Raw genomic sequence first — 26111 nt, 5'->3', positions numbered from 1 at the left:
CCGTTAAACCTTTTCCGGCACAAGAAGCGTCATGACTCGGATACTCCATGTGCTCGATCACAGCCTGCCGATGCATAGCGGCTACACCTTCCGGACGCGTGCGATCCTGCGGGCGCAAATGGCGCAGGGCTGGGACGTGCGGGGCATCACCGGATTGCGCCACGGCGCCAAGGGACCAGCGGAGGAGGTCGTCGATGGCCTCCATTTCCATCGCACGCCGGGCCACCCGGCAACGGGCAACCCTCTGCTGCGCGAATGGCGAGACATCGCCGCGCATGCGGACGCGATCGATTCGCTGATCGGCCAGTGGCGGCCGGACGTCATCCACGCCCATTCCCCCGTCCTGAACGCCATGGCTGCCCAGCGCGCGGCCAAGCGGCACGACATTCCGATGATCTACGAGATTCGGGCCTTCTGGGAGGATGCAGCGGTCGGCAACGGCACCGGCACCGAGGGAAGCCCGCGCTATTGGCTGACTCGGCAACTCGAAACCCACGCGGTGCGCGCAGCCGATGCCGTAGCCGTCATCTGCGAGGGGCTGCGCGGCGATCTGGTGGCAAGGGGGATTGATCCCGCAAAGATCATCGTCTCGCCCAATGGCGTGGACATGGAGCAATTCGGGACGCCGGTGCCTCGGGACCCGGCGCTGACGACCCGGCTGGGGCTGGATGGCGCGGACGTCGTCGGCTTCATCGGCAGCTTCTATGATTATGAAGGGCTGGACGACCTGATCGCCGCCATGCCCCGGCTTGTCCGCGCCCGCCCCAGGGTGAAGCTGCTGCTCGTCGGTGGCGGACCCTGTGAACGGGCGCTGAGGGATCAGGCGACAGCTTCGCCCTTTGCCGACCATATCGTCTTCGTCGGACGCGTGCCGCATGACGAGGTCGAGGATTATTATGCGCAGGTCGATGTGCTCGCCTATCCGCGCAAGGCGATGCGGCTCACCGATCTTGTGACTCCCCTCAAGCCGCTGGAGGCGATGGCGCAGGGGCGGCTGGTGGCGGCTTCCAATGTTGGCGGCCATCGCGAACTGATCGAGCATGGGGTGACCGGCACGTTGTTCACGCCTGGTGATCCGGCCGCGATCGCGTCTGCATTGGCGGAAATGTTCGCCGATCGGGGCTTCTGGGATGATCGCCGTGCAACGGCGCGCGCCTTTGTCGAGCGGGAACGTAACTGGTCGTCAAATATTCTGCGCTATCAGCCGGTTTATGAGCGGTTGCTGGCGCAGCGGCCCGCCCATGTCCGTGCCGCCGCATGAGTGGGAGCTTGATTGTAGGACGATCTCATCAAGCGATGACCCCGGCCATATTGGCGGGGATCGCGGTGGGCATGATCCTGCTGACAATGCCCGCCGGGCTGGTCGAGACGATCGTGGCGTCCAGCGGCCTGAGCGAGGCCATGCCCGCTGCCGCGCCGCCATTGGGGTTGAAGGCACGCTTGCTGCTCGCCGGGTTCGGCGCGCTGATGGCGACAGGCGTTGCATGTTTGGGCGCTGCGCCAGTGCCGATGAAAAAGGATCGACGCCGTCACAGCGTCACGGGAGTGAGTGATATGGGTTTTGCATTGCCGAAGCTGAACTGGCTGTCTCGCGGCCGGGCGACCGGAGCGTCCAGAATATCGCGCCCGCTGGCGCGCCGTGCTGACGCGCATCCCGATGCGCCTGCACGTACGCCGATCTTCGCCAGCCGGGACTTTGGCGGGCTGGAGATCTTCCCCCGGATCGCGCCCGCGCGCGGGGAGCAACCGGAAGTGCCTGAGGTCGAAGAGCAGGCGATCATCCAGCCGGGCCTATCCTCTTTTGAAGAAGCTGGCCACGATGAGCCCACCTATGCCGAGTTCGAGGATATTGCTCCTCCTGCTCCCGTAGAAGCGACTCGGACGGAGGCTCCCGTATCGGCGATGCCGTCCCTTGCCGAGTTGACGGCCCGGTTCGAAAGGGGGCTAGCCGAACGCGTGCGGGGAAGCAGGACGGCTCTCGAGGCCGACGTCATTGCGGACATGCCCGTCGAACAGCGCGTCCCGGTGCGGGATCATGTCGAGGATGACGTCGATCAGGCGCTGCGGGCCGCGCTCGGCACATTAAGGGCCATGGCAGACCGCACGCGCTGATCCCCGCCGCTCACCAGTCTTCGATGGTGAGCGCGGAAAGCTCGATCCGTTCCTGATCGGCAGCCGAGCGGCCGCCGTCAATCTTGATGTCGGCAACGAAATGCCGGGTCAGGGACCACTCGGCATCCTCCAGCCCTAAGGCGAAGCGTGCCCGCCTTTCCTTCGCGTCCGGCCCAGTCATCCGCAGGGCGATGACGTGCCGACGTCCCTGAAACAAGGCGCTGGCCCATGGGCGGCTGGTCGCCCGCTCAATGCTGGCGGGCTCGCCTGCGCGTTCGATGAGTTGCGCGAGCAGCCGTGGCAGCGGGTCAGTGCTGCGGCGCATTCCTTCGTTTGCGACCGGACCTCGGCTCTGGCGGAGATGATCCATACTTGTCATTGGCCCGCGCTCCTGCGATATGTGTTCATGAAATGTTCTATACGTCTCTTGATCCGTTCCCCCGGCTCCCGCCCTTGGCGCAGGTCGAATACCAACCGCGGATCGCGGACGCTCTCCCGGCCAAAGCGGGTTGCTGGAATGCCGTTGTCCCGCAGGAACTTCTCTACGGCGCGAATCAACATGCGTTTCAATCTCCCTCTGCAACAGGATTCGCCCGCCGCGAATCTCTAGGATGTTTCCTATCTGTTCCTGCATTTCCTACTTGTCTAGGAAAAATCCTATCGATAGGATTCTGTCATGGCCGTTGATTTGGAAGATCCGCGCATAGTGCTGGAACGGCTGATCGCCGAACGAGGGGAGAATTATTCTGACCTCTCCCGGCGGCTGAAGCGCAACCCCTCCTATATTCAGCAATTCATCAAGCGCGGGACACCGCGCAAGCTGGATGAGGAAGACCGGCGGATTCTCGCCCGCTATTTTGGCGTTTCCGAGGACGTGCTGGGCGGACCGGCGCGGCAGGAGTTCATGGTGGAACGGAAATCGCGGCCGTTGCCTGCCGTGGTGCCGGTGCCGCGCCTCTCCTTGGGCGCTTCGGCTGGCCCCGGGTCGCTTGACGAGGACGAGCGCGCGGCCGGCGTGATGGCTTTCGACGCGAAATGGTTGCGCCATCTGGGCGTGCGGCCACAGCGCGTTTCGATCATCAGGGTGGACGGCGAATCGATGGCGCCCACGCTCAATGATGGCGATGAGATCATGGTCGATCATGATGATGACGCGATGCGGCTGCGCGACGGCGTCTATGTGCTGCGGCTGGATGGCGTGCTGATGGTGAAGCGGATCGCCATGGGGCCGCGCCGGGGATTGTTCAGCGTGCTCAGCGACAATGTCCATTATCCCGATTGGGTGGATATCGATCCGGCGCTGGTGGCCATCGTTGGCAGGGTCGTCTGGACCGGGCGGCGGCTGGTCTAGAGCGCGCCGCGTTTAATCGGACGCAGGTCGCGCGCTCTGGTTTTTGTTATCGCATCGTTTGAAGCGCGAACCCGGTCCCCACTTTTGCGCACGATGCTCTAGCTTGGCGCGATGGCGAAGGCTTCCTATGTGCGGACGGCGCAAGGAGGCTCCGATTGAACGACAATGACGCGGTGATCCGCAAGGCGATCGAATGGCATGGCCAGCCGATGGCGCTGGCCACGGTCGTATCGACATGGGGATCTGCGCCCCGGCCGCGCGGCAGCCATATGATCGTCCATGGCGATGGCCGCTTCGAAGGCAGCATTTCGGGCGGCTGTGTCGAAGCGGACGTGCTGCAACGCGCCGCGGACGTCATCGCCGGGCGTGCTGCGCATGTCGAACGCTATGGCGTTGCCGATGGCGATGCGTGGGCCGTGGGGCTTCCATGCGGGGGCGAGATCAGCGTGCTGGTGCAGCCAGTAGCCGAGGGGATTTTCGCGCCGCTGCTCTTCGACCGGATTGCGCAGGCGCGGCATGAGGGGCGGGCGCTCACCCTTTCCACCGACCTTGGCACAGGCATCACCCGTGAGGGCGTGGTCGAGGGTCAGTTCCAGAACCGGTACGATCCGCCGCGCCAGTTGCTGATCGTAGGCGCGGTGCAGATTGCCCAATCCTTATGCGCGCTCGCGCAAGCCATGGGGGTGAGGCCTGTGGTGATCGATCCCCGAGGCCGCTTCCTGACGCAGGAGCGTTTCCCGGGCGTCGAGTTGGACGATCGCTGGCCCGATGAAGCCATTGCAGCGCGAAGGCCGGGTGAAGCGACGGCGGTCGTGACGCTCAGCCATGATATCAAGATCGACGACCCCGCGCTGGCGGAGGCTTTGCGCGCGCCGACTGGCTATGTGGCGGCGCTGGGATCGCGCAAGAGCCATGCCGCGCGGCTTGAGCGGCTCTCCGCCATGGGGTTTTCCGAAGATCAACTGCGGCGGATCGATGGCCCGGCGGGCATCGACATCGGCGCGGCGGGTGCGGCTGAAATCGCCCTGTCGATCGCGGCGGGCATGATCGCAGGCTTCAACGCGCGCGGCTGACCCCAACGGTCAGCAGCATTTGCCGCCATTCTTGCCGCCATAGCGGGCTTCCTGCCGTTCCCGGAAAAACTGGGTGCGGGTCATGACAGGGGCGCCGGGATGGTGCGCCTGCATGTGGCCGACATAGCCGTCATAGTCGGGCATGCCGACCATCATCAGCGCTGTCTGGCGAAGCTTGGCGAACAGCCGGGTCATTCCGCTGGCACCAGAGATGCGGGGATTTCGCGTGCGGTGGGTGCATCAACGCGCCGCGCGGCGATGCAGGTGCGGATAGTGAAGAACAGCAGGGACAGCACCACCAGAAGGAAGATGCCTACCAGGGCCGCATCCACCCGATCGTTGAAGATGATCTGCTGCATCTCCGCCATGGACTTGGCGGGGCTCAGCAATTTGCCTTCATTCGCCGCCGTGGAGAATTTGGCTGCATGCGCAAGGAAGCCGACCTTCGCGTCCGCCGAAAACAGCTTCAGCAGCCCGGCCGACAAGGTGCAGACCAGCAGCCACGCCGCCGGGATCATCGTCACCCAGGCATAGCGGTCGCGCTTCATGCGGAACAGCACCGCCGTTGCCAGCATCAGCGCGATCGCCGCCAGCATCTGGTTGGAAATGCCGAACACCGGCCACAAGGTGTTCACGCCGCCCAAGGGATCGGTGACGCCCTGATAAAGGAAGAAGCCCCATGCCGCCACGGTGAGACCGGTCGCCACAAGGCCGGGGCCAATGCCGGACGTATCCTTGAAACGAGGCACGACAAGCCCGATCAGGTCCTGCAACATGAAGCGTCCCGCTCTCGTCCCTGCGTCCACCGCCGTCAGGATGAACAGCGCCTCGAACAATATCGCGAAATGATACCAGAAGGCCTTCATCGCAGGCCCGCCGATCACATGGGAAAAGATTTCCGCCATCGCGACGGCCAGCGTCGGCGCGCCGCCTGCGCGCGATATGATGCTATGCTCGCCAACATCCTTCGCGGTCTGGGTGATAAGCTCGGGCGTGATGGGGAAGCCCATCGCCGTGACCGCCGCCGACGCGCTTCCGGCGTCGGTGCCGATCACCGCCGCCGGGCTGTTCATCGTGAAATAGATGCCGGGATCTAGGATCGACGCTCCCACCAGCGCCATGATCGCGACGAACGCTTCCATCAGCATCGCACCATAGCCGATCAGCGGCGCGTCGCTCTCGCTCGCGATCAGCTTGGGCGTGGTGCCGCTGGCGATGAGGGCATGGAAGCCCGACACTGCGCCGCAGGCGATGGTGATGAAGAGGAAGGGGAAGAGCCCGCCCGACCAGACCGGGCCGTTGCCGTCCACGAACTGCGTGACGGCATGCATCTTGAGCGGCGGCGCCATGATGACGATGCCGATGGCAAGCGCGGCGATCGCCCCGATCTTGAGAAAGGTGGACAGATAGTCACGCGGCGCCAGCAGCAGCCAGACCGGCAGTACCGACGCCACCGCGCCATAGCCGATCAGTATCCAGCACAGCTGCACCGGCGTGAAGGTGAAGATCGGTCCCCACAAGGGTGATTCCGCAATCGCCTGCCCATAGATGATCGCAGCCAGAAGCCCGACGAGCCCGATAAGCGACACCTCGCCAATGCGCCCCGGCCTGATCCAGCGCGTGTAGGCACCCATCAGCAGGGCAAGCGGGACCGTCGCCGCCACGGTGAACATGCCCCAGGGGCTCTCTGCCAGCGCCTTCACCACGATCAACGCCAGCACGGCTAGGATGATCACCATGATCATGAAGGCGCCGAACAGCGCGATGGTCCCGGCGGCCTGGCCCATTTCCATGCGGATGAGTTCGCCCAGGGATCGCCCGTCGCGGCGCATGGAAATGAACAGGACCATGAAGTCCTGCACGGCGCCCGCCAGCACCACGCCCACGATGATCCAGAGCGTGCCGGGCAGATAGCCCATCTGCGCGGCAAGAACCGGCCCGACGAGGGGACCGGCACCGGCGATCGCCGCAAAATGATGCCCGAACAGCACCACCCGATCCGTCGCGACATAGTCCAGCCCGTCCGCCCGCCTGATTGCGGGCGTCGGCCGTGCGGGGTCGAGCCGCATCACGGCTCGGGCGATGTACAGCGCATAATAGCGGTAGGCGACGAGGAAACTGCTGACAGCAGCCACGACGATCCAGAGCGCGTTGACCGCCTCCCCGCGCGATACGGCAACCACCGACAGCGCCACCGCCCCGACTATCGCCATCAGGATCCAGGGGATGTGCCGGGTCATCGCTCTCTCTATCATTGTCGCAGTGTGGGCCGCCACAGTAGGGCCGCGCCCTCCAAAGACAATCACCGATGTGGGCACCGATGTGGGCGGCCCGCTGCTTTGCGATTGAACGGCCATTCGACCGCGGTGCTGGCCCAGAGCGCCCACCATATGATCAGCGGCTGCAACAGCAGGCGCGGGCCATGATACCACCAGCCAAGGTGCACGCCGCCCAGCGGAATGTCGTTCAGCGCGTGATTGATATTGGCGGGCCAAACGCATAGGGCGTAAAGCGCGAGGCCAATTCCGGCCGCTCTCCGGAATCGAGGGATGTGCAGCCCTATGGCGCCCGCAATCTCAGCGATCCCCGTGAGGGTAATGATGTCAGCCGGATATGGCACCCAATGCGGGGTAATGGCGATGAAGCCGCCCGGTCTGGCTATATGGGCGACGCCGGCGATCAGGTAGAATGCAGAAAGCAGCCAGCGCGAGGCCGTTCTTACATTATTGCCATCGCCTCGCGCATCGCCACCGTCAGAGCGTGATCTCCCCCTCATCTTCGCCATCCCAATAATGCGCCCTTTCCGCGCGTACCTTGATCATCACCAGGCCCGGCGTGTCGACGCCTTCGTCGAACCAGCGGTCAAGATCGCTGTTCCAATGCGCCGCAAACTGCGCCTTGTCACGGATCAGGTCAGCGCGCCCTTCGACCGCCACGAACAAGGGGCGCTGCTTCAGCAATCCGGCCGACCCCTGGAATGACAATCCCACCTTTGGATCGCGCTCGATATCACGAACCATGACGGTATCGTCCGTCGTGAAATAATAGCTGTCGCCGTCATAATCGACGTCACCATTGTTGCTCATCGGGCGAGCGGCGATCTGGCCGCCCTCAGCGCGGGTAGAAAGCATGGCGAAGTCGATGTCCTTCATCTTCTTTGCCAGCTGCGGCAGCGTCAGTTGAACCATCCAGTACACTCCTTTGACGAGATCATGCCAACGTCCCGCCGCAAAATAAGCTCCGGACTCGTCACCGAATGAATAAGAACATATAGTGAACAAACGAATCGGAAAGGATCAGCCATGCGCCACGACAAGCGCGCCGCAACTTTGTATCGTCTCTTCTTCGCGCTGAAGCCGCCTGTAACGGTGGCGCGGCAGACCGATCATCTGGCGGAAAAATTAGGCGGCGGCGAGCGGCGTATCCGCCTGGAACATCAACATATGACGCTCGCCGTCACGGCCGATTATGTCGAATATCCCTATGCAGTGATCAAGGCATTGCTGCGCGCGGGCACGAGCGTGGAGGCTGAACCCTTCGACATGCGGCTCGACCAGGTGAGCTTCAGCAACCGGTCGGTTGCACTGCGTCCGTCTCGATCCGTGCCGCTGCTCAATCAGCTACAGCGCTCGATTGCCGATGCGATGTGGAGGGCAGGGGTGGCCTTGCGTCCGGGCTGGAGCTTCAGCCCCCATCAGACATTATTTTACAGGGACGGGCCGCCATCGCAGCAGAGCATCGATGGCTTTTCATGGTCACTCGACCGGTTTGTCCTGGTGTGCAGCCATGTGGGCCGCACGCGGCACGATATTCTGGGCACCTGGACGCTTAAAGGCGACGGGCAGTATGAGTTGTTCTGATACTCAAGCGAAAGTGCGTCTAACAGGATCGCTCAAGCCGTTCGAGCTGAGCTTGCCGAAAAAAGCCCTCTTCTTGAAAAGTAGAGCCCCTCCGCAGGCTCAGGGCGAACGGCGTGGTGCCGGTATGAAGCACAAAACGTTAAGGCCGTAGCCGGGTATCGATGGTTATGCCGTGGAGCAGCGTGCAGATGTGCGGTTAGCAGGAGCGCTGCCAGATAGCCGCAGGTGGAGAGTTTCTCAGCCCTCGGTCACGCTGGCCAGCACGGCGGCTCGAAGTTCGGCTATGCCCATCCCCTTGTCGCTCGATGTTGGGATGATCTCCGGATGGGCGGCCGGCCGCTTGCGGATGGCATCGCTCGCGGCCTGCATGATTTCGGCCAGATGGCTTGCCTTCACCTTGTCCGCCTTGGTGAGCACGATGCGATAACTGACCGCTGCTGCGTCCAACATGTCCAGAATGTCGTTGTCGACATCCTTGATGCCGTGGCGACTGTCGATCAGCACGAGCGTCCGCTTCAGCTTGGCTCTGCCGCGCAGATAATCATTCACCAGGAAGCGCCATTTACGCACCATGTCCTTGGGCGCGCGGGCATAGCCATAGCCGGGCATGTCGACGAGGCGAAAGCGCAGCGGATCGCCCACATCGAAAAAGTTGAGCTCCTGCGTCCGCCCCGGCGTGTTGGACGTGCGCGCCAGGCTGTTCCGCCCGGTAAGAGCGTTGAGCAGCGACGATTTGCCCACATTCGAACGGCCCGCAAAGGCCACTTCATTGACCGACATGTCGGGCAGGAATTTCAGATCCGGCGCCGATTTAAGGAAGGCGATCGGCCCGGCGAACACCTTGCGCGCTTCCTCGATCAGTTCGGGGTCGACAATGTCGGTCACGTGATTTCCGTTCGTCTCGTGGACTATGCGCTATTTCGCCGGGGCCGCGCTCAATGCAGGATGGCGCTTGTAGAGCCACCACTGCTGCAACATCGACAGGCAGTTGTTGGTGATCCAGTAAACCAGCAGGCCTGCCGCGAACGGCGCCATGATGAACATCATCATCCACGGCATGATCGAGAAGATCTGCTGCTGCATCGGGTCCATCTGCGCCGGGTTCAGCTTGAACTGCAGCCACATGGAAATGCCCAGCAGCAGCGCCAGCACGCCGATCGCCAGGAAGGACGGCGGGGTGAAGGGCAACAGGCCGAACAGGTTGAGGATGTGCAGCGGGTCGGGTGCGGACAAATCCTTGATCCACAGGACGAAGGGCTGGTGACGCATTTCGATCGTCAGCTGCAGCACCTTGTAGAGTGCGAAGAAGATCGGGATCTGGATGAAGATCGGCAGACAGCCGGCGAGCGGGTTTACCTTCTCGCGCTTGTAGAGCTCCATCATCTCCTGCTGGAGCTTGGGCTTGTCGTCCTTATATTTCTCCTGCAGCGCCTTCATCTTCGGCTGAACCGCGCGCATCGCCGCCATGCTGGCGAACTGGCGCTGGGCGACGGGGAACATCAATGCGCGGACCACGAAGGTCAGGCAGATGATAGCGACGCCGAAATTGCCGATATGTTCGAACAACCAGTGCAGCAGCGCGAAGATCGGCTTTTCGAACCAGTAGAACCAGCCCCAATCGATCGCCCGGTCGAACAGCGGAATGCCCGCGTCCTGATAGGCTTCGAGCGTCTTCACTTCCTTCGCGCCGACGAACAGGCGCACGGTCTGCGTCACGGCCTTGCCCGGCGCCAGCATGGTGGGCGCAAGGCTGTAGTCGGCCTGATACTGCGTGCCTGCCCCTTTACGGAACTGGCCTTCAAAGGCGGCCTTCTGGTCGGGCACCAGCGCGGACAGCCAATATTTGTCCGTGAAGCCGAGCCAACCGCCCGTGGACTGGAAGCTCTGGCTGGAAGGACCCTTGTCCAGATCCTTGTAGTTCACGTCATAATTGGCCGCGCCGTTGAACACGCCCATGGGCCCTATATGGATTGTCCAGGTGTCGGGATCCTGGGGAATGCCGGTCCGGCTGATATAGCCGAATGGCTTCACGCCCACCACGCCAGTGCCGCTGTTCGCGACCTTCTGCTGCGCGGTGATCATGTAGTTTCCATCGACCGTCAGGCGGATTTCGAAGGTCTGGCCTGCGCCATTGTCCCAGCGCAGCGTCACGGGGCTGGTAGGCGTCAGCTCCTTGCCGTCGGCAGTCCAGACGGTGTTCGCATCGGGCGCCTTCAATCCTTCACCTTGCCAGCCGAAGCCCGCGAAAAAGGCGTCTTTCGTGCCAGAGGGGCTGTAAAGGCGGATCGCTGGGGAATTCTTCGCGATCGTCTCGCTGTAGGTGGGCAGCACGATGTCGTCGATGCGCGCGCCCTTCAGGTTGATCGAGCCGACCAGCTTGGGAGTCCGGATCGCAACGCGCGGGCTTTCCTTCAGGACGAGAGCGCGGTCGCGAATCGCGGCGGGGCTGCTCGCCACGGGACTCGATCCCTGCGCCACCGGCGTCGTCTTGCCGCCTTCGATCTTGGTCGCGGGCGGATTGGCGGCGGGGAAGAAATGATTGGCGATATAGGGCCAGCCGAACAGGATCGCTGCGGTCAGCAGCACCGCCAGAACAATATTCTTCTTGTCGTCCACGCTTGTCGGCTCCGCCGTCTTTTAATGAAAATTCGTGTCAGGGCACCGGGTCGTAGCCCGATCCGCCCCAAGGGTGGCATCGCATTAGCCGCTTCGTGGCGAGCCAGCTACCCTTCACCGCACCATATTTACGGACAGCCTCGATCGCATATTGCGAGCAGGATGGCGCGTAGCGGCAGCTTGGCGGCAATATGCGCGATGGGCCGATCTGCCAGAAACGCGCGATGAGTATGAGGAGGCGGGCGATCATGAGCTCGACTCACCCTGTTTCTGCGAAGCGGGGAAACCACTGCTGCCGTTGCCCGGCATCGCTGCGTCAGGACTATTCTGATCCTTTGCACGGGCGGGCCGCTTCTTCGCCTTGCGCGGTGCGTCGCCGACCGGTCGGCTCATCACCTTACCCAGCGCCTTTTCCAGCTCCGCGCGCAGCAGGGCGAAGTCCCGCTCAATCCCTTCGGACCGGCCGATCAGCACATGATCGGCCCCCGCCACGCCATGAACCGGCAGCAGTTCGCGTGCCAGAACGCGAAAACGGCGCTTCATCCTGTTGCGGATGACAGCGCCGCCAATCTTTTTCGTCACCGTGATGCCGATACGCATCGCCGGATCACCATCGGCCCGTTCGCGCACCAGCAGGACAAAGCCCGGCATTGGTGCGCGCCGCCCACGATTCGCCGCCAGGAAATCAGCGCGCCGCCGCATAATGGCTGGCGCGCGTTCCGGCGGCGCGTCGTTCAGGCGCTCAGGCTCTTGCGGCCGCGAGCGCGACGGGCACGCAGCACGTTGCGGCCGCCGGGCGTCGCCATGCGAGCGCGGAAACCGTGACGGCGCTTCCGAACCAGATTGCTCGGCTGATAGGTGCGCTTCATCGTTCATTCCTCAAAGCAAAACGTCAAAATCGGGCGTGACAAAAAAGGGCCGCCGTTGGGCGGCCGCATGTCAGGGGGCGTCCGATAGGCAAAAGCGGTGGACGAGTCAATGGCGGAGGAGGGTGATCGAAGAGGATGCGCAACATGTTCCCTCTTCCCTTCAGGGGAGGGGGAGTTCAGCGCCTCTACTTCGCCCGGACCGTCGCCACCGCCTGCTTGAGCGCATCATATCCCACCGCGCCGTTCAGCACCTGATCGCCCACGACGAAGGTCGGCGTGCCGGTCGCGCGCAGCTTTTGCGCCAGGGCGATGTTGGACTGGATCTCCGCGTCATATTTGCTGCTGGCCATGGCCGCCTCCGCAGCCTTGGCATCGATGCCGACCTTGGCGGCAGCGCCGAGGATCGCTTCCCGAGTAACCTTGCCACTATCATACAGCGCCCGGTGGAAAGGCATATATTGGCCCTTCTCCGCCGCCAGCAGCGACACCTTGGCCGCATCCGCGCTCGCGTCCGACAGGATCGGCAACTCGCGATAGACGACCTTCAACCCCTTGTCCTCGCCGACCAGCTTGGCAAGGTCCGCCAGAGATGCGCGGCAATATCCGCAGGCATAGTCGAAAAACTCGACCAGCGTGACGTCGCCATTGGCCGCGCCTTCCCAGGCACCGGCATAGGGCGTCTCGATCGCCTTGCGGCTTTCGCCGATGCTGTCGGCGACACGCTTCGCCTGGAGCCGTTCGACCGCTTCGGGAATGATCTCGGGATGCTCGAGGATATAGTCGCGCACGATTTTCTCGATCGCCGCCTTGTCTCCCGCCGCCACGCTGCCTGTGCTCTGCATGCCAAGGGCCGCGCCCGCGGCAGTGGCGGCGATGAAGGCGAGGGCGCCAATCGTCATCTGGATGGTCCTGTTTGAAAGTGCGGCGCGAAAACCGGGCCGAGAGGTTTCGGTCATTTCTTCTTCCGCTTCTGCTCGATGGCCGCACGTGAAACCATGGCGATATCCTGCGCCCGCAGATAGTCAACCGTGCCAGGCTTCAACGCCTGCATGGCCGCGTCCGCGCTGCGCAGCGCCATCTGGTCCTGGCCCATGAGCGCGTAGCGTTCCGCCGTGGCGAGCGCCGCACGGGGCGTATCGCCCCGCCGCTCATAAACGACCCCCAGCTGATACCAGGCGAAGGGATTTTCCCGATCCCGCGCGACGGCGTTGCGCAGCACCTGTTCGGCCTCGGCGAAATTCTTGTCATCCTCCGTCGCGATCAGCGCATGGCCCAGCATGGTTGCGATCAAGGGCTGCTGCGTCAGCTGCACGGCTTCGCGTAAAGGAGGGATGGCGTCGGCGGGCCTGCCGCTTTCCAACAGCACCTGGCCTTTCAACTCCAGAAAATAAGGGTCATGCGGCTGCGCTGCAAGCAAGGCGTTCACCTCGGCGATCGCCTTGTCGGGGTAGGCGCTCTTGTGCCAGGCATAGGCGCGCGCATAATGCGCCGGAAGAGACTGGTCGCTCTCGGGATATTTTATCAGCGTCTGGGTGGGTTCGGAAACGAAGCCGACCAGCTTGGCCTTGATCCTCTCGAACCGGGCTTCAAGCTTCGGGTCGACCGGCCTGTCCCAAGCGGGATCGACGGTGTACACCTCCCTCAGGACATTGATGCGCTCGCCCGACAAAGGATGCGTGCGGCCGTAGCTGTCCTCCTGCGGTATCGCGAGCCGATATTCCTGGTTCTGCAGCTTCTTGAAGAATTCCAGGCTGCCTTTGCCGGACAGGCCCGCCTTGCTCAGATAGCGCGCGCCCGCAAGGTCGGCGGAGCTTTCCTGCGCGCGGGAGAAGGCGAGGAATTTGCCCATCGCCGCCTGCTGGCCCATGCCCAAAATGCCCATGCCCGCTTCCGCGCCGCCCGCCGCGATCGCAGCGGCGCCAAGGACGAGGCTGAGCAAGGTAATACCCGTCGCCGCCTTCATGCCCTCCGACGAGCGGATGATGTGGCCGCCCTCGATATGGCCAAGTTCGTGCGCGACGACGCCTTGCAGCTGGTTCACATTGTCTGCCGCGGCGATCAGGCCACTATGAACCCAGACATATTGACCGCCCGCGACGAACGCGTTGATTTCCGGATCGTTGAGAACCAGCACCTGGACATTGCGGGGCTCCATCCCCGCCGCGCTCACCAGCGGTCCCGACATGTCCGCCATGAAGGCTTCGGTTTCGGCGTCGCGCAATATCTGCTGCGCCATCACCGGTTTGGCGACGAGTGCCAGCGATGCAAGGGCGATCGCAGCGGCGCGCAGCCAGCGGCGCATCATGGCCGATCACCATGGAGCAGGGATGAAGGCAGCATGCCCGCGCCGCTGCCAGCGCCGCGATGAACTCCGCCTGAAGCGAGAACGCCGCCGCCTTTCCGGAAAACCGGCAGGGCGGCGGCGTTGCTCATCAGACGGGCGTCCCTGCTTACTGGCCGAAGGTGCGCTGCCACCATCCACGGCGCGGTGCGCTTTCCGTTTCGGCCTGCTGCGCATCGGCAGTCTCGCCGCCATCAGCGGCAGCGACGGCATTCTCGTTCGCGCTGGCCGGTGCCGCATCACCTTCATGCGCCACGGTTTCCGCGATCGATGGGGCTTCCGCTGCTTCCTGAGCAACGGCCTCGACCTTCTTGCGCCGTGTGCGCTTGGGCTTGGCGGGTGCTTCGGCCTCGGGCTCCGCCGCAACCGCCGGTTCGGCAGGTGCCTCCGGAGCAGCTTCAGCCTTCTTGCGGCGCGTGCGCTTGGGCTTGGCGGGCGCTTCCTCTGCGGCCACTTCGGCAGGAGCCTCGACAGCCTCGACAGGGGCAGCTTCCGCTTCCTTCGGCTTGCGCGCGCGGGGCCGGCGGCGCGTCTTCGGCGCCTCTTCCTCAGCCGGTGCTTCCGGAGCGGCTTCTGCTACCATGTCAGCGACGGGTTCAGCCTCAGCGGGTTCCTCGGTGAGCTCGGCAGCCTCGGCGGCTTCGCTGATCGCCTCGTCCGAAACCACTTCGCCCTCGCGGCGGCGGCGTCCACCCCGGCGGCCGCGCCGGCCACGGCGTCGGCCCGCCTCTTCACCCTCGCGATCGGCTTCGACGGGCTGTTCTTCGGCCCCTTCGGCCACCGCTTCAGCGTCTTCGTCAGCCTCTTCGGCGGGAGCGGCGGCAGCTTCTGCCTGACCCTCTCCATGATGGTCGTCGCGCTGACCGCCCCGACGACGGCGACGACGGCGGCGGCGACGTCCACCCTCGCGGTCCTCGCCCCGGTCACCGCGCTCGTCGCGCTCTGCAGCCTCGACTTCCTCGATCTCTTCGTCGTCCAGTTCCTCGACGATGTCGAGATCATCCTCATCCTCGACGAGCGGCGCATAGGTCACCACCCGTTCCGGACGTGGACCGCTGGCCTCGACCGACATGCGTGCGCCTTCGACCTCGCCATCCGGCAGGATCGCGATGGTGACGCCATAGCGCTGCTCGATCTCGTCCAGCTCGCGGCGCTTGTTGTTGAGGACGTAGAAAGCCGCTTCCTGGCTCGCGCGCAGGGTGACGAGATTGCCGCGCCCGCGCGCCGCTTCCTCTTCCAGCATGCGCAGCGCGCTGAGGCCTGCGGACGAAGCGGTGCGGACAAGGCCGGTGCCTTCGCAATGCGGGCACTGGCGGGTCGATGCTTCCAGCACGCCGGTGCGCAGCCGCTGACGGCTCATTTCCATCAGGCCAAAGCCGGAGATGCGGCCGACCTGAATACGGGCGCGATCGTCCTTCAGCGCCTCCTTCATCGCCTTCTCGACCTTACGGATGTTGGAGTTCATCTCCATGTCGATGAAGTCGATGACGACCAGGCCCGCCATGTCGCGCAGGCGCAGCTGGCGGGCGATTTCCCGAGCCGCTTCCAGGTTGGTGGCGACAGCGGTCTGTTCGATGCCATGTTCGCGCGTCGAACGGCCGGAGTTGATGTCGATCGACACCAGCGCTTCGGTCGGGTTGATGACCAGATAGCCGCCGGACTTCAGCTGAACGACGGGATTGTACATCGCCGCCAGCTGATCCTCGACGCCCGCGCGCTGGAACAGCGACACGGCGTCGGCATATTGCTGCACCCGGCGCGCATGGCTGGGCATCAGCAGCCTCATGAAATCCTTGGCGGCCTTGTAGCCATATTCGCCCTCGACGATGACCTCTTCGATATCCTTGTTGTAGATATCGCGGATCGCGCGCTTGATGAGGTCGCTGTCATTGTGGATCAACGCGGGGGCTTCGGACTTCAGCGTCTTTTCGCGAATCTCGTCCCACAGGCGCGCGAGATAGTCGAAGTCGCGCTTGATCTCCGGCTTGGTGCGCTGGAGCCCGGCTGTGCGGACGATGCAGCCCATGGTGGAGGGCAGGTTCATTTCCGCGATGATCGACTTCAATCGCTTGCGGTCTGCGGCGTTCGAAATCTTGCGCGAAATGCCGCCGCCATGGCTGGTGTTGGGCATCAGCACGCAATAGCGCCCGGCAAGCGAGAGATAGGTGGTCAGCGCCGCGCCCTTGTTGCCGCGCTCCTCCTTGACGACCTGCACCAGCAGCACCTGACGGCGCTTGATGACGTCCTGGATCTTGTAGCGGCGGCGCAGCGCCATGCGCTTGCGGCGCAGTTCGTCGGCGGCTTCGTCACCACCGCGCTTGCGGCGGCCGCCCCTGTTGCCGTTGCCCTCGGAGCCCTCGCTGCTTTCAGCGGCCTCGCCTTCATCATCCTCATGATGCGTGGCTTCGACGACTTCCAGCCCATCGTCGTGATGATCCTCGTCATCCTCGACCTCGGCGCGCAGCGCGGCCTCTTCCTCGGCATGCTCGCGCTCTTCGCGCAGCAGCGCCTCGCGGTCTTCGCGCGGGATCTGGTAATAGTCGGGATGGATTTCGCTGAAGGCGAGGAAGCCGTGGCGGTTGCCGCCATAATCGACGAACGCCGCCTGAAGCGAAGGTTCTACGCGGGTGACCTTGGCGAGGTAGATATTGCCTTTGAGCTGCTTGTGCTCGGCCGATTCGAAATCAAACTCCTCGATCCGGTTACCCTTGACGACCGCGACCCGGGTTTCTTCCCGGTGGCGCGCATCGATCAGCATACGCATTGTCATTCATTATTCTCCGGCGAAGGCGGCCAGCGGCACTGGGCCGGGCTGCCACGCGATAGTGGGGGGACGAACGCAGTCGCGCCGCCAGCGGCGCGGGTGTTGCTATCGTCCGGTTTGACAGGAAAAACTGCGCTTCTGCTGCATTGGCAGGGCCGGGCAAATCGCCGGTCCGCTCCGTCCAAGCCGCATCGCCCGTCATCGGGCTCAGCGTGGAACGGAAATCATGCCTCATGCAGCGTCAACCTGTTCGTCGCATCGGGCCAGAGCGTTGGGCGCTCGCCGATGCTGCCGTAAATGTTCCCGATGAAGAAGCCCATCTGACATGGGCGTTTCTTTCAGGAATGTGAATGGGTAGCAGCCTAAGGCCAGCCTAGCAATGTCCCGGGCGAAATTGTTTCGTCCAGGATGAATGCCGCCATTCTGCCGTTCAATCGCCGAACATGGTGAAGCAAAGGTAAACGCCGCGCGGATGCACGCGCATGGAGAAGGGGCTGGACGTCATGGCGCGGCGCGTTGCAAAAGCGCGCCATGCTTCACGCGCTAGCTCTGGCAGCTGCTTTCCTGACCGGCCCTCAAGGGTCCGGACGCATCCTCTTCGCTCCTCCAGCGGCCATGGCGCCGCGCCCTGCCAAGCGGTGGCACAGTATCACCGTGCCGATCCCGCCGGTCGCGCGAGGCCTGTCTCTGCCGAAGGTGGAAGGGTCGACCGATCCCTCGCGCCCGCTGATCGTCATCGACGCGGGCCATGGCGGGCATGATCCGGGCGCGATCAGCGCCGAAACGGGCGAGAAGGAAAAGGACCTGACGCTGTCCATCGCGCAGGCGATCCGCGATCAGCTGGTAAGGTCGGGCCGGCTGCGGGTGGCGCTGACGCGGGATGACGATCGCTTCCTGGTGCTGCAGGAACGCTATGGCATCGCACGGAAGATGAACGCCGATCTCTTCATTTCGGTGCATGCCGATTCGGCCGACAATCACGAAGCGCGGGGCGCGACCATCTATACATTGTCGGAAGTCGCCTCGGACCGGGAAGCAGCGCGGCTGGCGGCGCGGGAGAACAGGGCGGACGTTCTGAACGGCGTCAATCTCAGCGGCCAGACCGATGCTGTGTCATCCATCCTCATTGATCTGACGCAGCGTGAAACAATGAAGGAATCAGCGAATTTCGCTCGCCTTCTCCAGCGGGAGGGGAGGCCGTTCATGCTGTTCCGGCCTGCGTTTCATCGCTATGCCTCACTCATGGTTTTGAAGGCGCCCGACACGCCGTCCGTGCTGTTCGAAACCGGGTATCTCAGTAATAAGGACGACGCCGCTTTCCTCGCCTCGCCTGAAGGGCGGAGCGGCATCGCGAAGGGCGTGGCAAAAGCGGTCGAGATCTATTTCGCCCGCAGGCTCGCGCCCGGCGGCGGCTGAGCGCCAAGATCCCGTCGATCTGCACTCCGTCGATCCGCACTGGCGCTGGCCGCATTTTGACCTTAGAGCCTCCTGTCGTCATGGAAGAGGCCCGTCCCCATACCGCCCGTTTGTCCTTCGCCGACCGCCTGAGGGGCAGGCTGGCGCCCCTTTGGCAACGACGCCGGTTCCGCTGGGCAGCCATTGCGCTGGGCGGGATGTTCACTGCGATACTGCTGTTCTGGCTGATCTTCGCGCGCGGCTTGCCCGACGCCGCCACGCTGCTGGAATATGAGCCGCCGCTCCCCACGATCGTGCGCGACATCAATGGCCAGCCGGTGCACAGCTATGCCCGCGAACGCCGCGTCCAACTGCAATATAGCGATTACCCGCCGCTGCTGATCCGCGCCTATCTGGCGGCGGAGGACAAGACCTTCTTTGATCATCATGGCGTCGATATTCCCGGCTTTTTTGGCGCAGTCTTCGACTATGCCAGCAAGATCGGATCGGGGCAGCGCGCCAAGGGCGGGTCGACCATCACCCAGCAGGTCGCCAAGAACCTGCTGATCGGCGACGAATATTCCCCCACGCGCAAGGTGAAGGAGATGATCCTCGCCTACCGCATGGAAAATGTTCTGACCAAGCAGCAGATCCTGGAACTCTACCTGAACCAGATATTCCTGGGCCGGAACGCCTATGGCGTGCAGGCCGCGGCGCGGGCCTATTTCGGCAAGGACGTCGCGGACCTCAAGCTGCAGGAGATGGCCTATCTCGCGATCCTGCCCAAGGGACCGGCCAATTACCGTCCGGAAAGCCCGACGGGCCATGAGCGCGCGCTCGACCGGCGCAACTGGGCGCTTGGCGAGATGTACAAGAATGGCTGGATCAGCCAGGCGCAATTGACCGAGGCGCAGGCTCAGCCGCTCGGCACGGTCGCACAGCATGGCTCCAGCTTCGACGCGCGCGCCGGTGGCTATTATATGGAAGAGGTGCGCCGCCGCCTGATCGACCTGTTCGGCGAAAAGGCGGAAGATGGCCCCAACAGCGTCTATGCGGGCGGCCTTTGGGTCCGCAGCCCCTATGATCCCAAGCTGCAGGAAGGCGTCGCCACTGCCCTGCGCAACGGCCTTTTGCGTTTCGACGCAGGGAAGGGTTGGTCTGGTCCCGTAGGCAAGATCGACCTGGCGCGGGGGTGGAAGCGCGAACTGGCCGCCAGCTATATCGGCATCGATTATGCCGGTTGGCGCGTGGCGGCGGTGATCGACCGCAGCTCTTCAGGGGCCGAAATCGGCTTTTCCGATGGGACCACCGCAACCCTGCCTGCGAGCGCGGCGCAAATGCCCTATCGCCGCGCTGGCGGGCCTGCGTTCAACAGCATGAAGCCTGGCGACCTGATCGTGGTCGCGCGCAACGGGTCCAGCTGGGCGCTGCGCAACGTGCCCGAAGTGTCCGGTGGCATGTTGGCCGAGCAGGTCCATTCCGGACGGGTGCTTGCCATGCAGGGCGGGTTCGACAACCGCCTGTCGTCCTATAATCGCGCGACGCAGGCGATGCGCCAGCCCGGATCGACCATCAAGCCGTTCGTCTATGCCGCCGCGCTGGACAATGGCATGACGCCTGCCTCGATCATCGTCGATGGGCCCTTGTGCGTCTATCAGGGCGCGGGGCTGGGGCAGAAATGCTTCCGCAACTTCTCCGGCGGCAGCGCCGGGCCGCAGACGATGCGCTGGGGCGTCGAGCAATCACGCAACCTGATGACGGTGCGCGCCGCCAGCCAAACCGGCATGGATCGCGTCGTGCGCACCATAAAGGCGATGGGGATCGGCGATTATCAGCCCTACCTCTCCTTTGCTCTCGGCGCTGGCGAAACCACGGTCGAGCGGATGGTGAATGCCTATGCGATGCTCGCCAACCATGGACGCCAGCTATCGTCCAAGGTCATGGACTATGTGCAGGACCGGCGCGGCAAGGTGATATGGCCGCTCCGCTGGCGCGCCTGCGACGGGTGCAACATGGCGAACTGGGATGGCAAGCCCATGCCCCGCTTCGGCTTCGAAGGGCGGCAGGTGATGAACCCGATGACCGCCTATCAGGTCGTGCATATCACCGAAGGCGTGATCCAGCGCGGCACCGCAACTGTTCTTGCGGATCTCAAGCGGCCGCTGTTCGGCAAGACGGGCACGACCAACGGCCCGACCAATGTCTGGTTCGTGGGCGGATCGCCCGACATCGTCGCTGGCGTCTATATCGGCTATGACCAGCCACGCAGCCTGGGTGGCTGGGCGCAGGGCGGCCGGGTCGCCGCGCCGATCTGGAAAGCGGCCATGGCCCCGGTGCTCGAAACCATGCCCAAGACGCCCTTCGTCGCGCCCGCGGGCATCCGCATGGTCACGATAGATCGCCGGTCAGGCAAGCGCGTCTATGGCGTGTGGCCGACCGACGATCCCAAGCCCGCCGTCATCTGGGAAGCGTTCAAGCCTGAAAGCGAACCCCGCCGCTCCATCCGCAAGGAAGAGGTCGCCGCGCAGGAACAGGCCGCCCAGCGGCGTGAGGCAAGAGCCCAGACGCGGCAGCGGACGGACAGCGACTTCCTGCAGGAACAGGGCGGGATTTATTGAGAGGTGGAGGGGGACGCCGGGCTGGGTTTCGCGCGTCCTTCGACAGGCTCAGGACGAACGGAATTTGTCTTACTGGTCCAAGTTGACGGTCTTTCCAAACCCCCGTTCGTCCTGAGCCTGTCGAAGGACGCGCGCGCCAGCTGGACGCAAATCATGGCCTTCCATGCATATCTTCTCCGTTGCAGCGACGGCTCCTTTTACACCGGTCATACGGATGATCTGGAAAGCCGGATCGCGGGCCATCAGGCGGGCGTCATCCCTGGATATACTGCAGCGCGGCGGCCCCTTGCATTGGTCTGGTCGGAAAGCTTTGGTACGAGGGAAGAAGCTCTGGCCGCTGAACGTCGTATCAAGGGCTGGAGCCGCGCCAAGAAGCTCGCGTTGATTGATGGGGACTGGGATAGGATGAGAATGTTAGCGCGTAACCGCCAAGGCAGCTCAGCGTCCTTCGACAGGCTCAGGACGAACGGGGGTGGTATAAGCGCGCTGAAGGATTGAACCTTCCCAAAATCGCATCCCTCGGATAGGGGCTGGCGTTTAGCGCGTTTAGGATGCGCCCCGAAGTTTCTGGAGACTCCCCATGCGCGCCGAAGCGCAGCAATATATCGATCGTATCGACGCCGCGCTGGACTTGCTGCGCCGCTTCCTTGACTGGGACCGCGCCTTGCGTCGCCTGGACGAATTGAATGCCCGCGTCGAGGACCCGACGCTCTGGGACAATCAGAAGATGGCGCAGGAAGTCATGCGCGAACGCACGCGCCTGGAAGCCGCGATCGGCGCGACCCGGGCGATCGACAGTGAAAAGACCGACACCGCCGAACTCATCGAAATGGCCGAGGCCGAAGGCGACGAGGAGATGGTGAACGAAGGCGTCGCTTCGCTGAAGGCGCTGGCCGACCGCGCGGACGAGGACAAGATCAAGGCGCTGCTGGCCGGTGAGGCGGACGCCAGCGACACCTATCTGGAAATTCATGCGGGCGCGGGCGGCACGGAAAGCCAGGACTGGGCGGAGATGCTGTCGCGCATGTACCGCCGCTGGGCCGAACGGCGCGGCTACAAGGTCGAACTGGTCGACTATCAGGCAGGCGACCAGGCGGGCATCAAGTCCGCGACCTTCCTGTTCAAGGGCGAGAATGCCTATGGCTATGCCAAGACGGAAAGCGGCGTCCACCGGCTGGTGCGCATCAGCCCCTATGACAGCTCGGCGCGACGGCACACCAGCTTCTCGTCGGTCTGGGTCTATCCGGTGATCGACGACAATATCGAGATCGAGGTGAATGAAGGCGACCTCAAGATCGATACCTATCGCGCGTCGGGCGCGGGCGGGCAGCACGTCAACACGACCGACTCCGCCGTCCGCATTACCCACATCCCTTCGGGCATCATCGTCGCGTCGCAAAATGACAGGTCGCAGCACAAGAACCGCGCGACAGCGATGAACATGCTCAAGGCCCGGCTCTACGAGGCCGAGTTGCAGAAGCGCGAGGCGGCGGCTTCGGGTGAATATCAGGCGAAGACAGAGATCGGCTGGGGCCACCAGATCCGGTCCTATGTGCTCCAGCCCTATCAGCTGGTGAAGGACCTGCGCACCGGCGTTACCTCAACCTCGCCCGACGACGTGCTCGACGGCGCGCTTGACCCCTTCATGGCGGCTGCCCTGTCGCAGAAGGTGACGGGCGAGAAGGTCGATGTGGAGGATGTCGACTGATGATGCGGGGCGCGCTGGCGGGATCCTTGTTCCTGCTGGCAGGCTGCGGCCTGTTGTCGTCCGCCAAGCAGGATGACCGGCCCGCCGCCGCGCGGGACTTTCCCCGTGCCGACAGGCCGGTTGCGCCCATCGTCTCGACCCGCTGGTCCAACGAGGAAGCGCGCGACCGCGTCAACGAGGCCGAAGACATCATGGATCGTGCGGGCATCCGGCCCGGCATGACCGTTGCCGACATCGGCGCTGGCGAAGGCTATTATACCGTTCGGCTCGCCAACCGCGTCGGCGCCAAGGGCAGGGTGCTGGCCGAAGACATCATGCCCGAGGTGATCGAGGCGCTGTCCCGCCGCATCACGCGCGAGGATTGGCGCAATGTCAGTGTCAGGCTGGGCGCGCCAGAAGACCCGAAGCTGCCGGAAAACAGCTTCGACCGCATATTCATGGTCCATATGTATCATGAGATCGCCGAGCCCTATGCGTTCCTGTGGAACCTCAGTCCCGCGCTCAAAAGTGATGGCGAACTGATCGTGGTCGATGCCAATCGGCCGACGGCGCAGCACGGGACGCCGCCGCGCCTGCTGGTCTGTGAACTGGCAGCCGTCGGTTTCCGTCTGGAGGAACTGGTGCCCAAGCCCACCGCAGGCGGCTATTTCGCCCGCTTCCGCCGGGTCACGGCGCGGCCATCGCCGCAAAGCATAGTACCCTGCGCCATGAAAAGTGCGACTAACGTAAATTAGCAGTTTCCCTAGGGTAAAAGGTAGCTAATGGCGGGTTAACCATGATTCTGTGCGCCGTCTTGACCTTTTCATGGTTGGATGGCCCGTGGGAGAAGCTCGGTATGAACAACCAAAGCCCATTCCTGGCGGGCAACGCCGAACAGCGGCGGCACAGTGCACGGCACAAGATGTTCGGCCCCGTCACCCTATGCGTGGCCAATGCCGAAATGCGCGGCCATTTCCTGGACCTGTCCACCTCCGGGGCGCTTGCTCATTGCGAAACACCGCCCGCTGCTGGCAGCTATGTCGAGGTGAAGGCCTTTGGCGTGGAAACCAGCGGCCGCGTCGTATGGGCGCGAGGCAAGCGTTTCGGCATTCAGTTCAGCCAACCGATGACGGATGAAGCGATCGACACAGTCATCCGGGGAAGTTGAGCGTCAGCCGCGCTTGCGCCATTTCCGGAAGAGTGAAGCACTGACCAGACCGCCGCCCAGCAGCGCGGCGATGGCGCCACCGGCGGAGGCGAGCGCCCAGGCACCGGCGGCGAGCAGGCCGGTCAGGAAATCGACGATGATCAGCGTCAGATGGATCATGGCAAGAGGACGGCTGGCCTAGCGGCCAAGTTCCTTGGCTTCCTGATATTTGAGTTCAAGGAAGCGGTTCTGCACCGCCAGCTTGTCGATATCGCCGCTGGCCAGCGCCTCGCTGATCCGGGCGAGCTCTCCGTCGATGACCTTCAGCCCTTCGATCAGCTGCTGCTCGGGCACGCGGCCGTTGCGTTCCTCGCGGCGAAGCGGGGCGGGAATGGATTCATAGCCGGTGACCAGTTCGGGCAGGTGATCGGACAGCAGCTTGCGGATTTCCTGGGCGGCAGGCTCCTGATCATTGAGGCGTTCGAGCTGCGGCGCGAGCGTCTCCAGCTTGACGCCGATGCTGTCGGCCAGGGTGACGGCGGGGGCGGGCAAGGCTTTGCGCTGATTGTCGAGCCAGATTTCGGTCTGGAGCGGGAGGGCGGTGATGGGGGCGGTGGCAAGCGCCTGCGTCCCGACGCGTGGTTCGGAGGGGAGGAGGGCGATCAACAGCAGCGCCGCGATGGCAAGACCCAGCGCGACCATGACGCCAGTCGTGCCGAGTGGGATGAAGAAGCCTGCAACCATGCTGCCGATAAGGATGGCGAGTATCGACCAGAAGGCCCATTTCACCTTGCGCATCAGCGCGGTGCCGCGCCTCTGCCGCGCCCGGGCCGACAGGCTGCGCCCACGCTCGCCGTGGCGGCGCAGCACTGCTTCGGCATCGGCCAGGACACGGTCGGATCGGCTCACTGCCTTAGGCCTCGATCGCGCTCAATAGCGGGTTGTCGGCGCGCGCCTGTTGCGCGGCCTGGGCCTGGCCCTCTGCGCGGGCGATGTAGCCCTTCGACTTTTCTACCTCCGTCGACAGCGTGTTCACCGTCGTCTTCATATTCTCCAGCGCCTTGGCCTTGAACGTGTCGATATTATCCATGGTGTCGTAGATATTCTGGAATGCGCGTTGCAGCGTCGCGATGGGGATGGTGCTGGACGCGGCCTGCTCATGGATTTGCGCCGTCTGGTTCTTCAGCATCTCGCCGGTCGAATCGATCATGTTCGCCGTGGTCGTGTTGAGCGCGCTGATCTGTTCGAGCACCAGCTTCTGCCCCGCCAGTGCCTGCGCCACGGTGACGGCGGTGCGCAGCGCGGCAACGGTGGTGGTGCTCGCGCGGTCGACGCCCTTCACCAGTTCGACATTGTTCTTCTTGACGAGGTCGAGCGCCAGATAGCCCTGAACGGTCACGGCCATCTGCGTCAGCAGGTCCTGCGTGCGCTGGCGGATATAGAAGAGCGCGCTCTCCCGGATCGCCTTGGCCTTCGCCGGATCGGTCGCGTCCAGTTCAAGCGCCTTCGCCTCCAGCCGGGCGTCGAGCGTCTTGGAGATGTGGATCATCTGTTCCAGGCGGCCCATCGCCGCCCACATATTCTGCCGCTCGACATCGATGGCGGCATTGTCCTTGATCAGCACGTCCTTGCCGCTGGCGAGGCTGCCGAGGATCGAATTGATGTGACCCTGCGCACTTTTATAGCCGTCGAAATAGTCGCGCAGCCGGTTACCGAAGGGAATGATCCCGAACAGCTTCTTGGGCGCAAGCAGGCTGCCGCGCTTGCCCGGATCGAGATCCTCGACCGTGCGGCGTAGCTCAGCCAAGTCCGCGCCGACCTTGTTGTCGCTGTCCATCGCGCGCACGGGGCGATCGAGGAAGCGGTTCGAATGGCCCGCCGCCTCTGCGATTTCCTTGCGGCCCATATTGGTCAGCTGGTCCACCCGCTGGCCGAATTCGGGCGAGTTGGCGTCCTGGGCGACAAGGTCGTCGATGAAGGCATCGACCTTCTCGTCCAGCTTCGAGCGCTGTTCGTCATCGATCGGGACTAGGCCCGCCGCCTTTTCCGGCGCGACCGGCGGCACGGGATCGGGCGGCGTCAGGTTGAGCGTGTCGGCGGTCGCCGTGGTGGGCGCGGTGCTGGCCATAACGTCTCCTTCATGCTGTTATATGTAGCTATAACAGTGGCGCTTCAATCCGGAATATGGTCCTGCGTCCGGGCCGATGCAAATCCTTGCCCTGCCCTTGCCGCAACGCATCATTTCCTGTAGGGGCGCGCGCGATACTCTGGTCAGGCG

29 protein-coding genes and 1 pseudogene are annotated in these 26111 nt (G+C 63.8%); 11 read left to right on the top strand and 19 right to left on the bottom strand.

Translation table 11 applies throughout. The features are described from left to right. Nucleotides 1-31: 31 nt before the first annotated feature. Nucleotides 32-1261: a TIGR04063 family PEP-CTERM/XrtA system glycosyltransferase gene (locus tag ACYU8T_RS09805; protein ID WP_461159301.1), complete on the top strand. Its 1230-nt coding sequence runs from the start codon at nt 32-34 to the stop codon at nt 1259-1261. 35 nt (nt 1262-1296) lie between these two features. Further along, nucleotides 1297-2112 carry a hypothetical protein gene (locus ACYU8T_RS09800; RefSeq protein ID WP_097092366.1) on the top strand — a complete coding sequence of 272 codons (816 nt, stop codon included), beginning with the start codon at nt 1297-1299 and terminating at the stop codon, nt 2110-2112. A gap of 10 nt (nt 2113-2122) precedes the next feature. Here the strand turns inward: ACYU8T_RS09800 and ACYU8T_RS09795 are convergent, their stop codons facing one another. Both ACYU8T_RS09795 and ACYU8T_RS09790 read right to left on the bottom strand, forming a co-directional pair. Beyond that, complete coding sequence (locus ACYU8T_RS09795) at nt 2123-2491, bottom strand: hypothetical protein (protein ID WP_461159300.1); 369 nt, start codon at nt 2489-2491, stop codon at nt 2123-2125. Continuing rightward, on the bottom strand, nt 2488-2673 hold the full coding sequence (locus ACYU8T_RS09790; protein ID WP_097092364.1) for a hypothetical protein: 186 nt from the start codon (nt 2671-2673) through the stop codon (nt 2488-2490). Before ACYU8T_RS09790 ends, ACYU8T_RS09795 begins: the two co-directional genes overlap by 4 nt. 115 nt (nt 2674-2788) lie before the next feature. Here ACYU8T_RS09790 and ACYU8T_RS09785 point away from each other — a divergent pair, with 115 nt between their 5' ends. Beyond that, the gene (locus ACYU8T_RS09785) at nt 2789-3463 is read left to right on the top strand and encodes a S24 family peptidase (protein WP_097092363.1); all 675 of its coding nucleotides are present in this window, start codon (nt 2789-2791) and stop codon (nt 3461-3463) included. 155 nt (nt 3464-3618) lie between these two features. Further along, on the top strand, nt 3619-4536 hold the full coding sequence (locus tag ACYU8T_RS09780) for an XdhC family protein (protein ID WP_461159299.1): 918 nt from the start codon (nt 3619-3621) through the stop codon (nt 4534-4536). Nucleotides 4537-4545: 9 nt separating this feature from the next. On the opposite strand, the gene ACYU8T_RS09775 is transcribed toward ACYU8T_RS09780, so the two are convergent. The 4 genes from ACYU8T_RS09775 to ACYU8T_RS09760 form a co-directional block, all read right to left on the bottom strand. Next, nucleotides 4546-4731, bottom strand: a complete 186-nt coding sequence (locus ACYU8T_RS09775; RefSeq protein WP_247230213.1) for a YbdD/YjiX family protein — start codon at nt 4729-4731, stop codon at nt 4546-4548. Then, complete coding sequence (locus tag ACYU8T_RS09770; protein WP_461159298.1) at nt 4728-6776, bottom strand: carbon starvation CstA family protein; 2049 nt, start codon at nt 6774-6776, stop codon at nt 4728-4730. The genes ACYU8T_RS09775 and ACYU8T_RS09770 overlap by 4 nt, the downstream gene beginning before the upstream one ends. A gap of 62 nt (nt 6777-6838) precedes the next feature. Then, nucleotides 6839-7312 carry a DoxX family protein gene (locus tag ACYU8T_RS09765; protein ID WP_461159297.1) on the bottom strand — a complete coding sequence of 158 codons (474 nt, stop codon included), beginning with the start codon at nt 7310-7312 and terminating at the stop codon, nt 6839-6841. Further along, nucleotides 7290-7724, bottom strand: coding sequence for a pyridoxamine 5'-phosphate oxidase family protein (locus tag ACYU8T_RS09760; RefSeq protein WP_201515636.1), 435 nt, complete (start codon nt 7722-7724; stop codon nt 7290-7292). Before ACYU8T_RS09760 ends, ACYU8T_RS09765 begins: the two co-directional genes overlap by 23 nt. A 114-nt stretch (nt 7725-7838) precedes the next feature. On the opposite strand from ACYU8T_RS09760, the gene ACYU8T_RS09755 reads away from it, so the two are divergent. Then, nucleotides 7839-8396: a 2'-5' RNA ligase family protein gene (locus ACYU8T_RS09755; protein WP_461159296.1), complete on the top strand. Its 558-nt coding sequence runs from the start codon at nt 7839-7841 to the stop codon at nt 8394-8396. 237 nt (nt 8397-8633) lie between these two features. Here the strand turns inward: ACYU8T_RS09755 and yihA are convergent, their stop codons facing one another. From yihA to ACYU8T_RS09710, 9 genes are all read right to left on the bottom strand, one after another. Next, on the bottom strand, nt 8634-9272 hold the full coding sequence (gene yihA, locus ACYU8T_RS09750) for a ribosome biogenesis GTP-binding protein YihA/YsxC (RefSeq protein ID WP_443018578.1): 639 nt from the start codon (nt 9270-9272) through the stop codon (nt 8634-8636). 39 nt (nt 9273-9311) lie between these two features. Then, nucleotides 9312-11012, bottom strand: a complete 1701-nt coding sequence (gene yidC / locus ACYU8T_RS09745; protein WP_461159295.1) for a membrane protein insertase YidC — start codon at nt 11010-11012, stop codon at nt 9312-9314. A 37-nt stretch (nt 11013-11049) separates the two neighbouring features. Beyond that, nucleotides 11050-11262 carry a membrane protein insertion efficiency factor YidD gene (gene yidD, locus ACYU8T_RS09740; protein WP_097092356.1) on the bottom strand — a complete coding sequence of 71 codons (213 nt, stop codon included), beginning with the start codon at nt 11260-11262 and terminating at the stop codon, nt 11050-11052. Continuing rightward, the gene (gene rnpA / locus ACYU8T_RS09735; protein WP_461159294.1) at nt 11259-11714 is read right to left on the bottom strand and encodes a ribonuclease P protein component; all 456 of its coding nucleotides are present in this window, start codon (nt 11712-11714) and stop codon (nt 11259-11261) included. Before rnpA ends, yidD begins: the two co-directional genes overlap by 4 nt. A gap of 32 nt (nt 11715-11746) precedes the next feature. Beyond that, on the bottom strand, nt 11747-11881 hold the full coding sequence (rpmH, locus tag ACYU8T_RS09730) for a 50S ribosomal protein L34 (protein ID WP_007683189.1): 135 nt from the start codon (nt 11879-11881) through the stop codon (nt 11747-11749). 185 nt (nt 11882-12066) lie between these two features. Next, nucleotides 12067-12837 (bottom strand): DsbA family protein, encoded by a 771-nt coding sequence (locus ACYU8T_RS09725; RefSeq protein WP_097092354.1) that lies wholly within the window; start codon nt 12835-12837, stop codon nt 12067-12069. Beyond that, on the bottom strand, nt 12834-14183 hold the full coding sequence (locus tag ACYU8T_RS09720) for a M48 family metalloprotease (RefSeq protein WP_247231636.1): 1350 nt from the start codon (nt 14181-14183) through the stop codon (nt 12834-12836). Before ACYU8T_RS09720 ends, ACYU8T_RS09725 begins: the two co-directional genes overlap by 4 nt. Then, on the bottom strand, nt 14183-14314 hold the full coding sequence (locus tag ACYU8T_RS09715; RefSeq protein ID WP_461159293.1) for a hypothetical protein: 132 nt from the start codon (nt 14312-14314) through the stop codon (nt 14183-14185). Before ACYU8T_RS09715 ends, ACYU8T_RS09720 begins: the two co-directional genes overlap by 1 nt. Nucleotides 14315-14331: 17 nt before the next feature. Further along, nucleotides 14332-16992, bottom strand: a complete 2661-nt coding sequence (locus ACYU8T_RS09710) for an Rne/Rng family ribonuclease (RefSeq protein ID WP_461159292.1) — start codon at nt 16990-16992, stop codon at nt 14332-14334. 573 nt (nt 16993-17565) lie between these two features. On the opposite strand from ACYU8T_RS09710, the pseudogene ACYU8T_RS09705 reads away from it, so the two are divergent. Together ACYU8T_RS09705 and ACYU8T_RS09700 are read left to right on the top strand one after the other, a co-directional pair. Continuing rightward, a pseudogene (locus tag ACYU8T_RS09705) lies at nt 17566-18402 on the top strand (N-acetylmuramoyl-L-alanine amidase family protein); the annotation flags it as partial. 80 nt (nt 18403-18482) lie between these two features. Next, on the top strand, nt 18483-20999 hold the full coding sequence (locus tag ACYU8T_RS09700; RefSeq protein WP_461159291.1) for a penicillin-binding protein 1A: 2517 nt from the start codon (nt 18483-18485) through the stop codon (nt 20997-20999). A 69-nt stretch (nt 21000-21068) separates the two neighbouring features. Here ACYU8T_RS09700 and ACYU8T_RS09695 read toward each other — a convergent pair whose 3' ends face one another. After that, the gene (locus ACYU8T_RS09695) at nt 21069-21242 is read right to left on the bottom strand and encodes a hypothetical protein (RefSeq protein ID WP_461159819.1); all 174 of its coding nucleotides are present in this window, start codon (nt 21240-21242) and stop codon (nt 21069-21071) included. Here ACYU8T_RS09695 and ACYU8T_RS09690 point away from each other — a divergent pair. From ACYU8T_RS09690 to ACYU8T_RS09675, 4 genes are all read left to right on the top strand, one after another. After that, nucleotides 21219-21497: a GIY-YIG nuclease family protein gene (locus ACYU8T_RS09690; protein ID WP_461159786.1), complete on the top strand. Its 279-nt coding sequence runs from the start codon at nt 21219-21221 to the stop codon at nt 21495-21497. The genes ACYU8T_RS09695 and ACYU8T_RS09690 overlap by 24 nt on opposite strands. Nucleotides 21498-21579: 82 nt before the next feature. Next, the gene (gene prfB, locus ACYU8T_RS09685; protein WP_097092349.1) at nt 21580-22707 is read left to right on the top strand and encodes a peptide chain release factor 2; all 1128 of its coding nucleotides are present in this window, start codon (nt 21580-21582) and stop codon (nt 22705-22707) included. Next, a complete protein-coding gene (locus ACYU8T_RS09680) occupies nt 22707-23441 on the top strand; it encodes a class I SAM-dependent methyltransferase (RefSeq protein ID WP_097092348.1) in 735 nt (244 codons plus the stop codon). The genes prfB and ACYU8T_RS09680 overlap by 1 nt, the downstream gene beginning before the upstream one ends. Before the next feature lie 101 nt (nt 23442-23542). Continuing rightward, complete coding sequence (locus tag ACYU8T_RS09675) at nt 23543-23854, top strand: PilZ domain-containing protein (RefSeq protein WP_097092897.1); 312 nt, start codon at nt 23543-23545, stop codon at nt 23852-23854. Nucleotides 23855-23857: 3 nt separating this feature from the next. On the opposite strand, the gene ACYU8T_RS09670 is transcribed toward ACYU8T_RS09675, so the two are convergent. The 3 genes from ACYU8T_RS09670 to ACYU8T_RS09660 are packed head-to-tail and all read right to left on the bottom strand — an operon-like array spanning nt 23858 to nt 25961. Continuing rightward, entirely contained in the window at nt 23858-24013 is a 156-nt protein-coding gene (locus ACYU8T_RS09670; RefSeq protein WP_176502231.1) for a hypothetical protein, read from the bottom strand. An 18-nt stretch (nt 24014-24031) separates the two neighbouring features. Continuing rightward, the gene (locus ACYU8T_RS09665) at nt 24032-24742 is read right to left on the bottom strand and encodes a hypothetical protein (RefSeq protein WP_461159290.1); all 711 of its coding nucleotides are present in this window, start codon (nt 24740-24742) and stop codon (nt 24032-24034) included. 4 nt (nt 24743-24746) lie between these two features. After that, nucleotides 24747-25961: a toxic anion resistance protein gene (locus tag ACYU8T_RS09660; protein ID WP_461159289.1), complete on the bottom strand. Its 1215-nt coding sequence runs from the start codon at nt 25959-25961 to the stop codon at nt 24747-24749. Nucleotides 25962-26111: the final 150 nt, after the last annotated feature.

This window comes from Sphingobium sp. TomMM35A (genome assembly GCF_054771735.1).
This window is presented reverse-complemented; position numbering and strand designations above follow the sequence as displayed.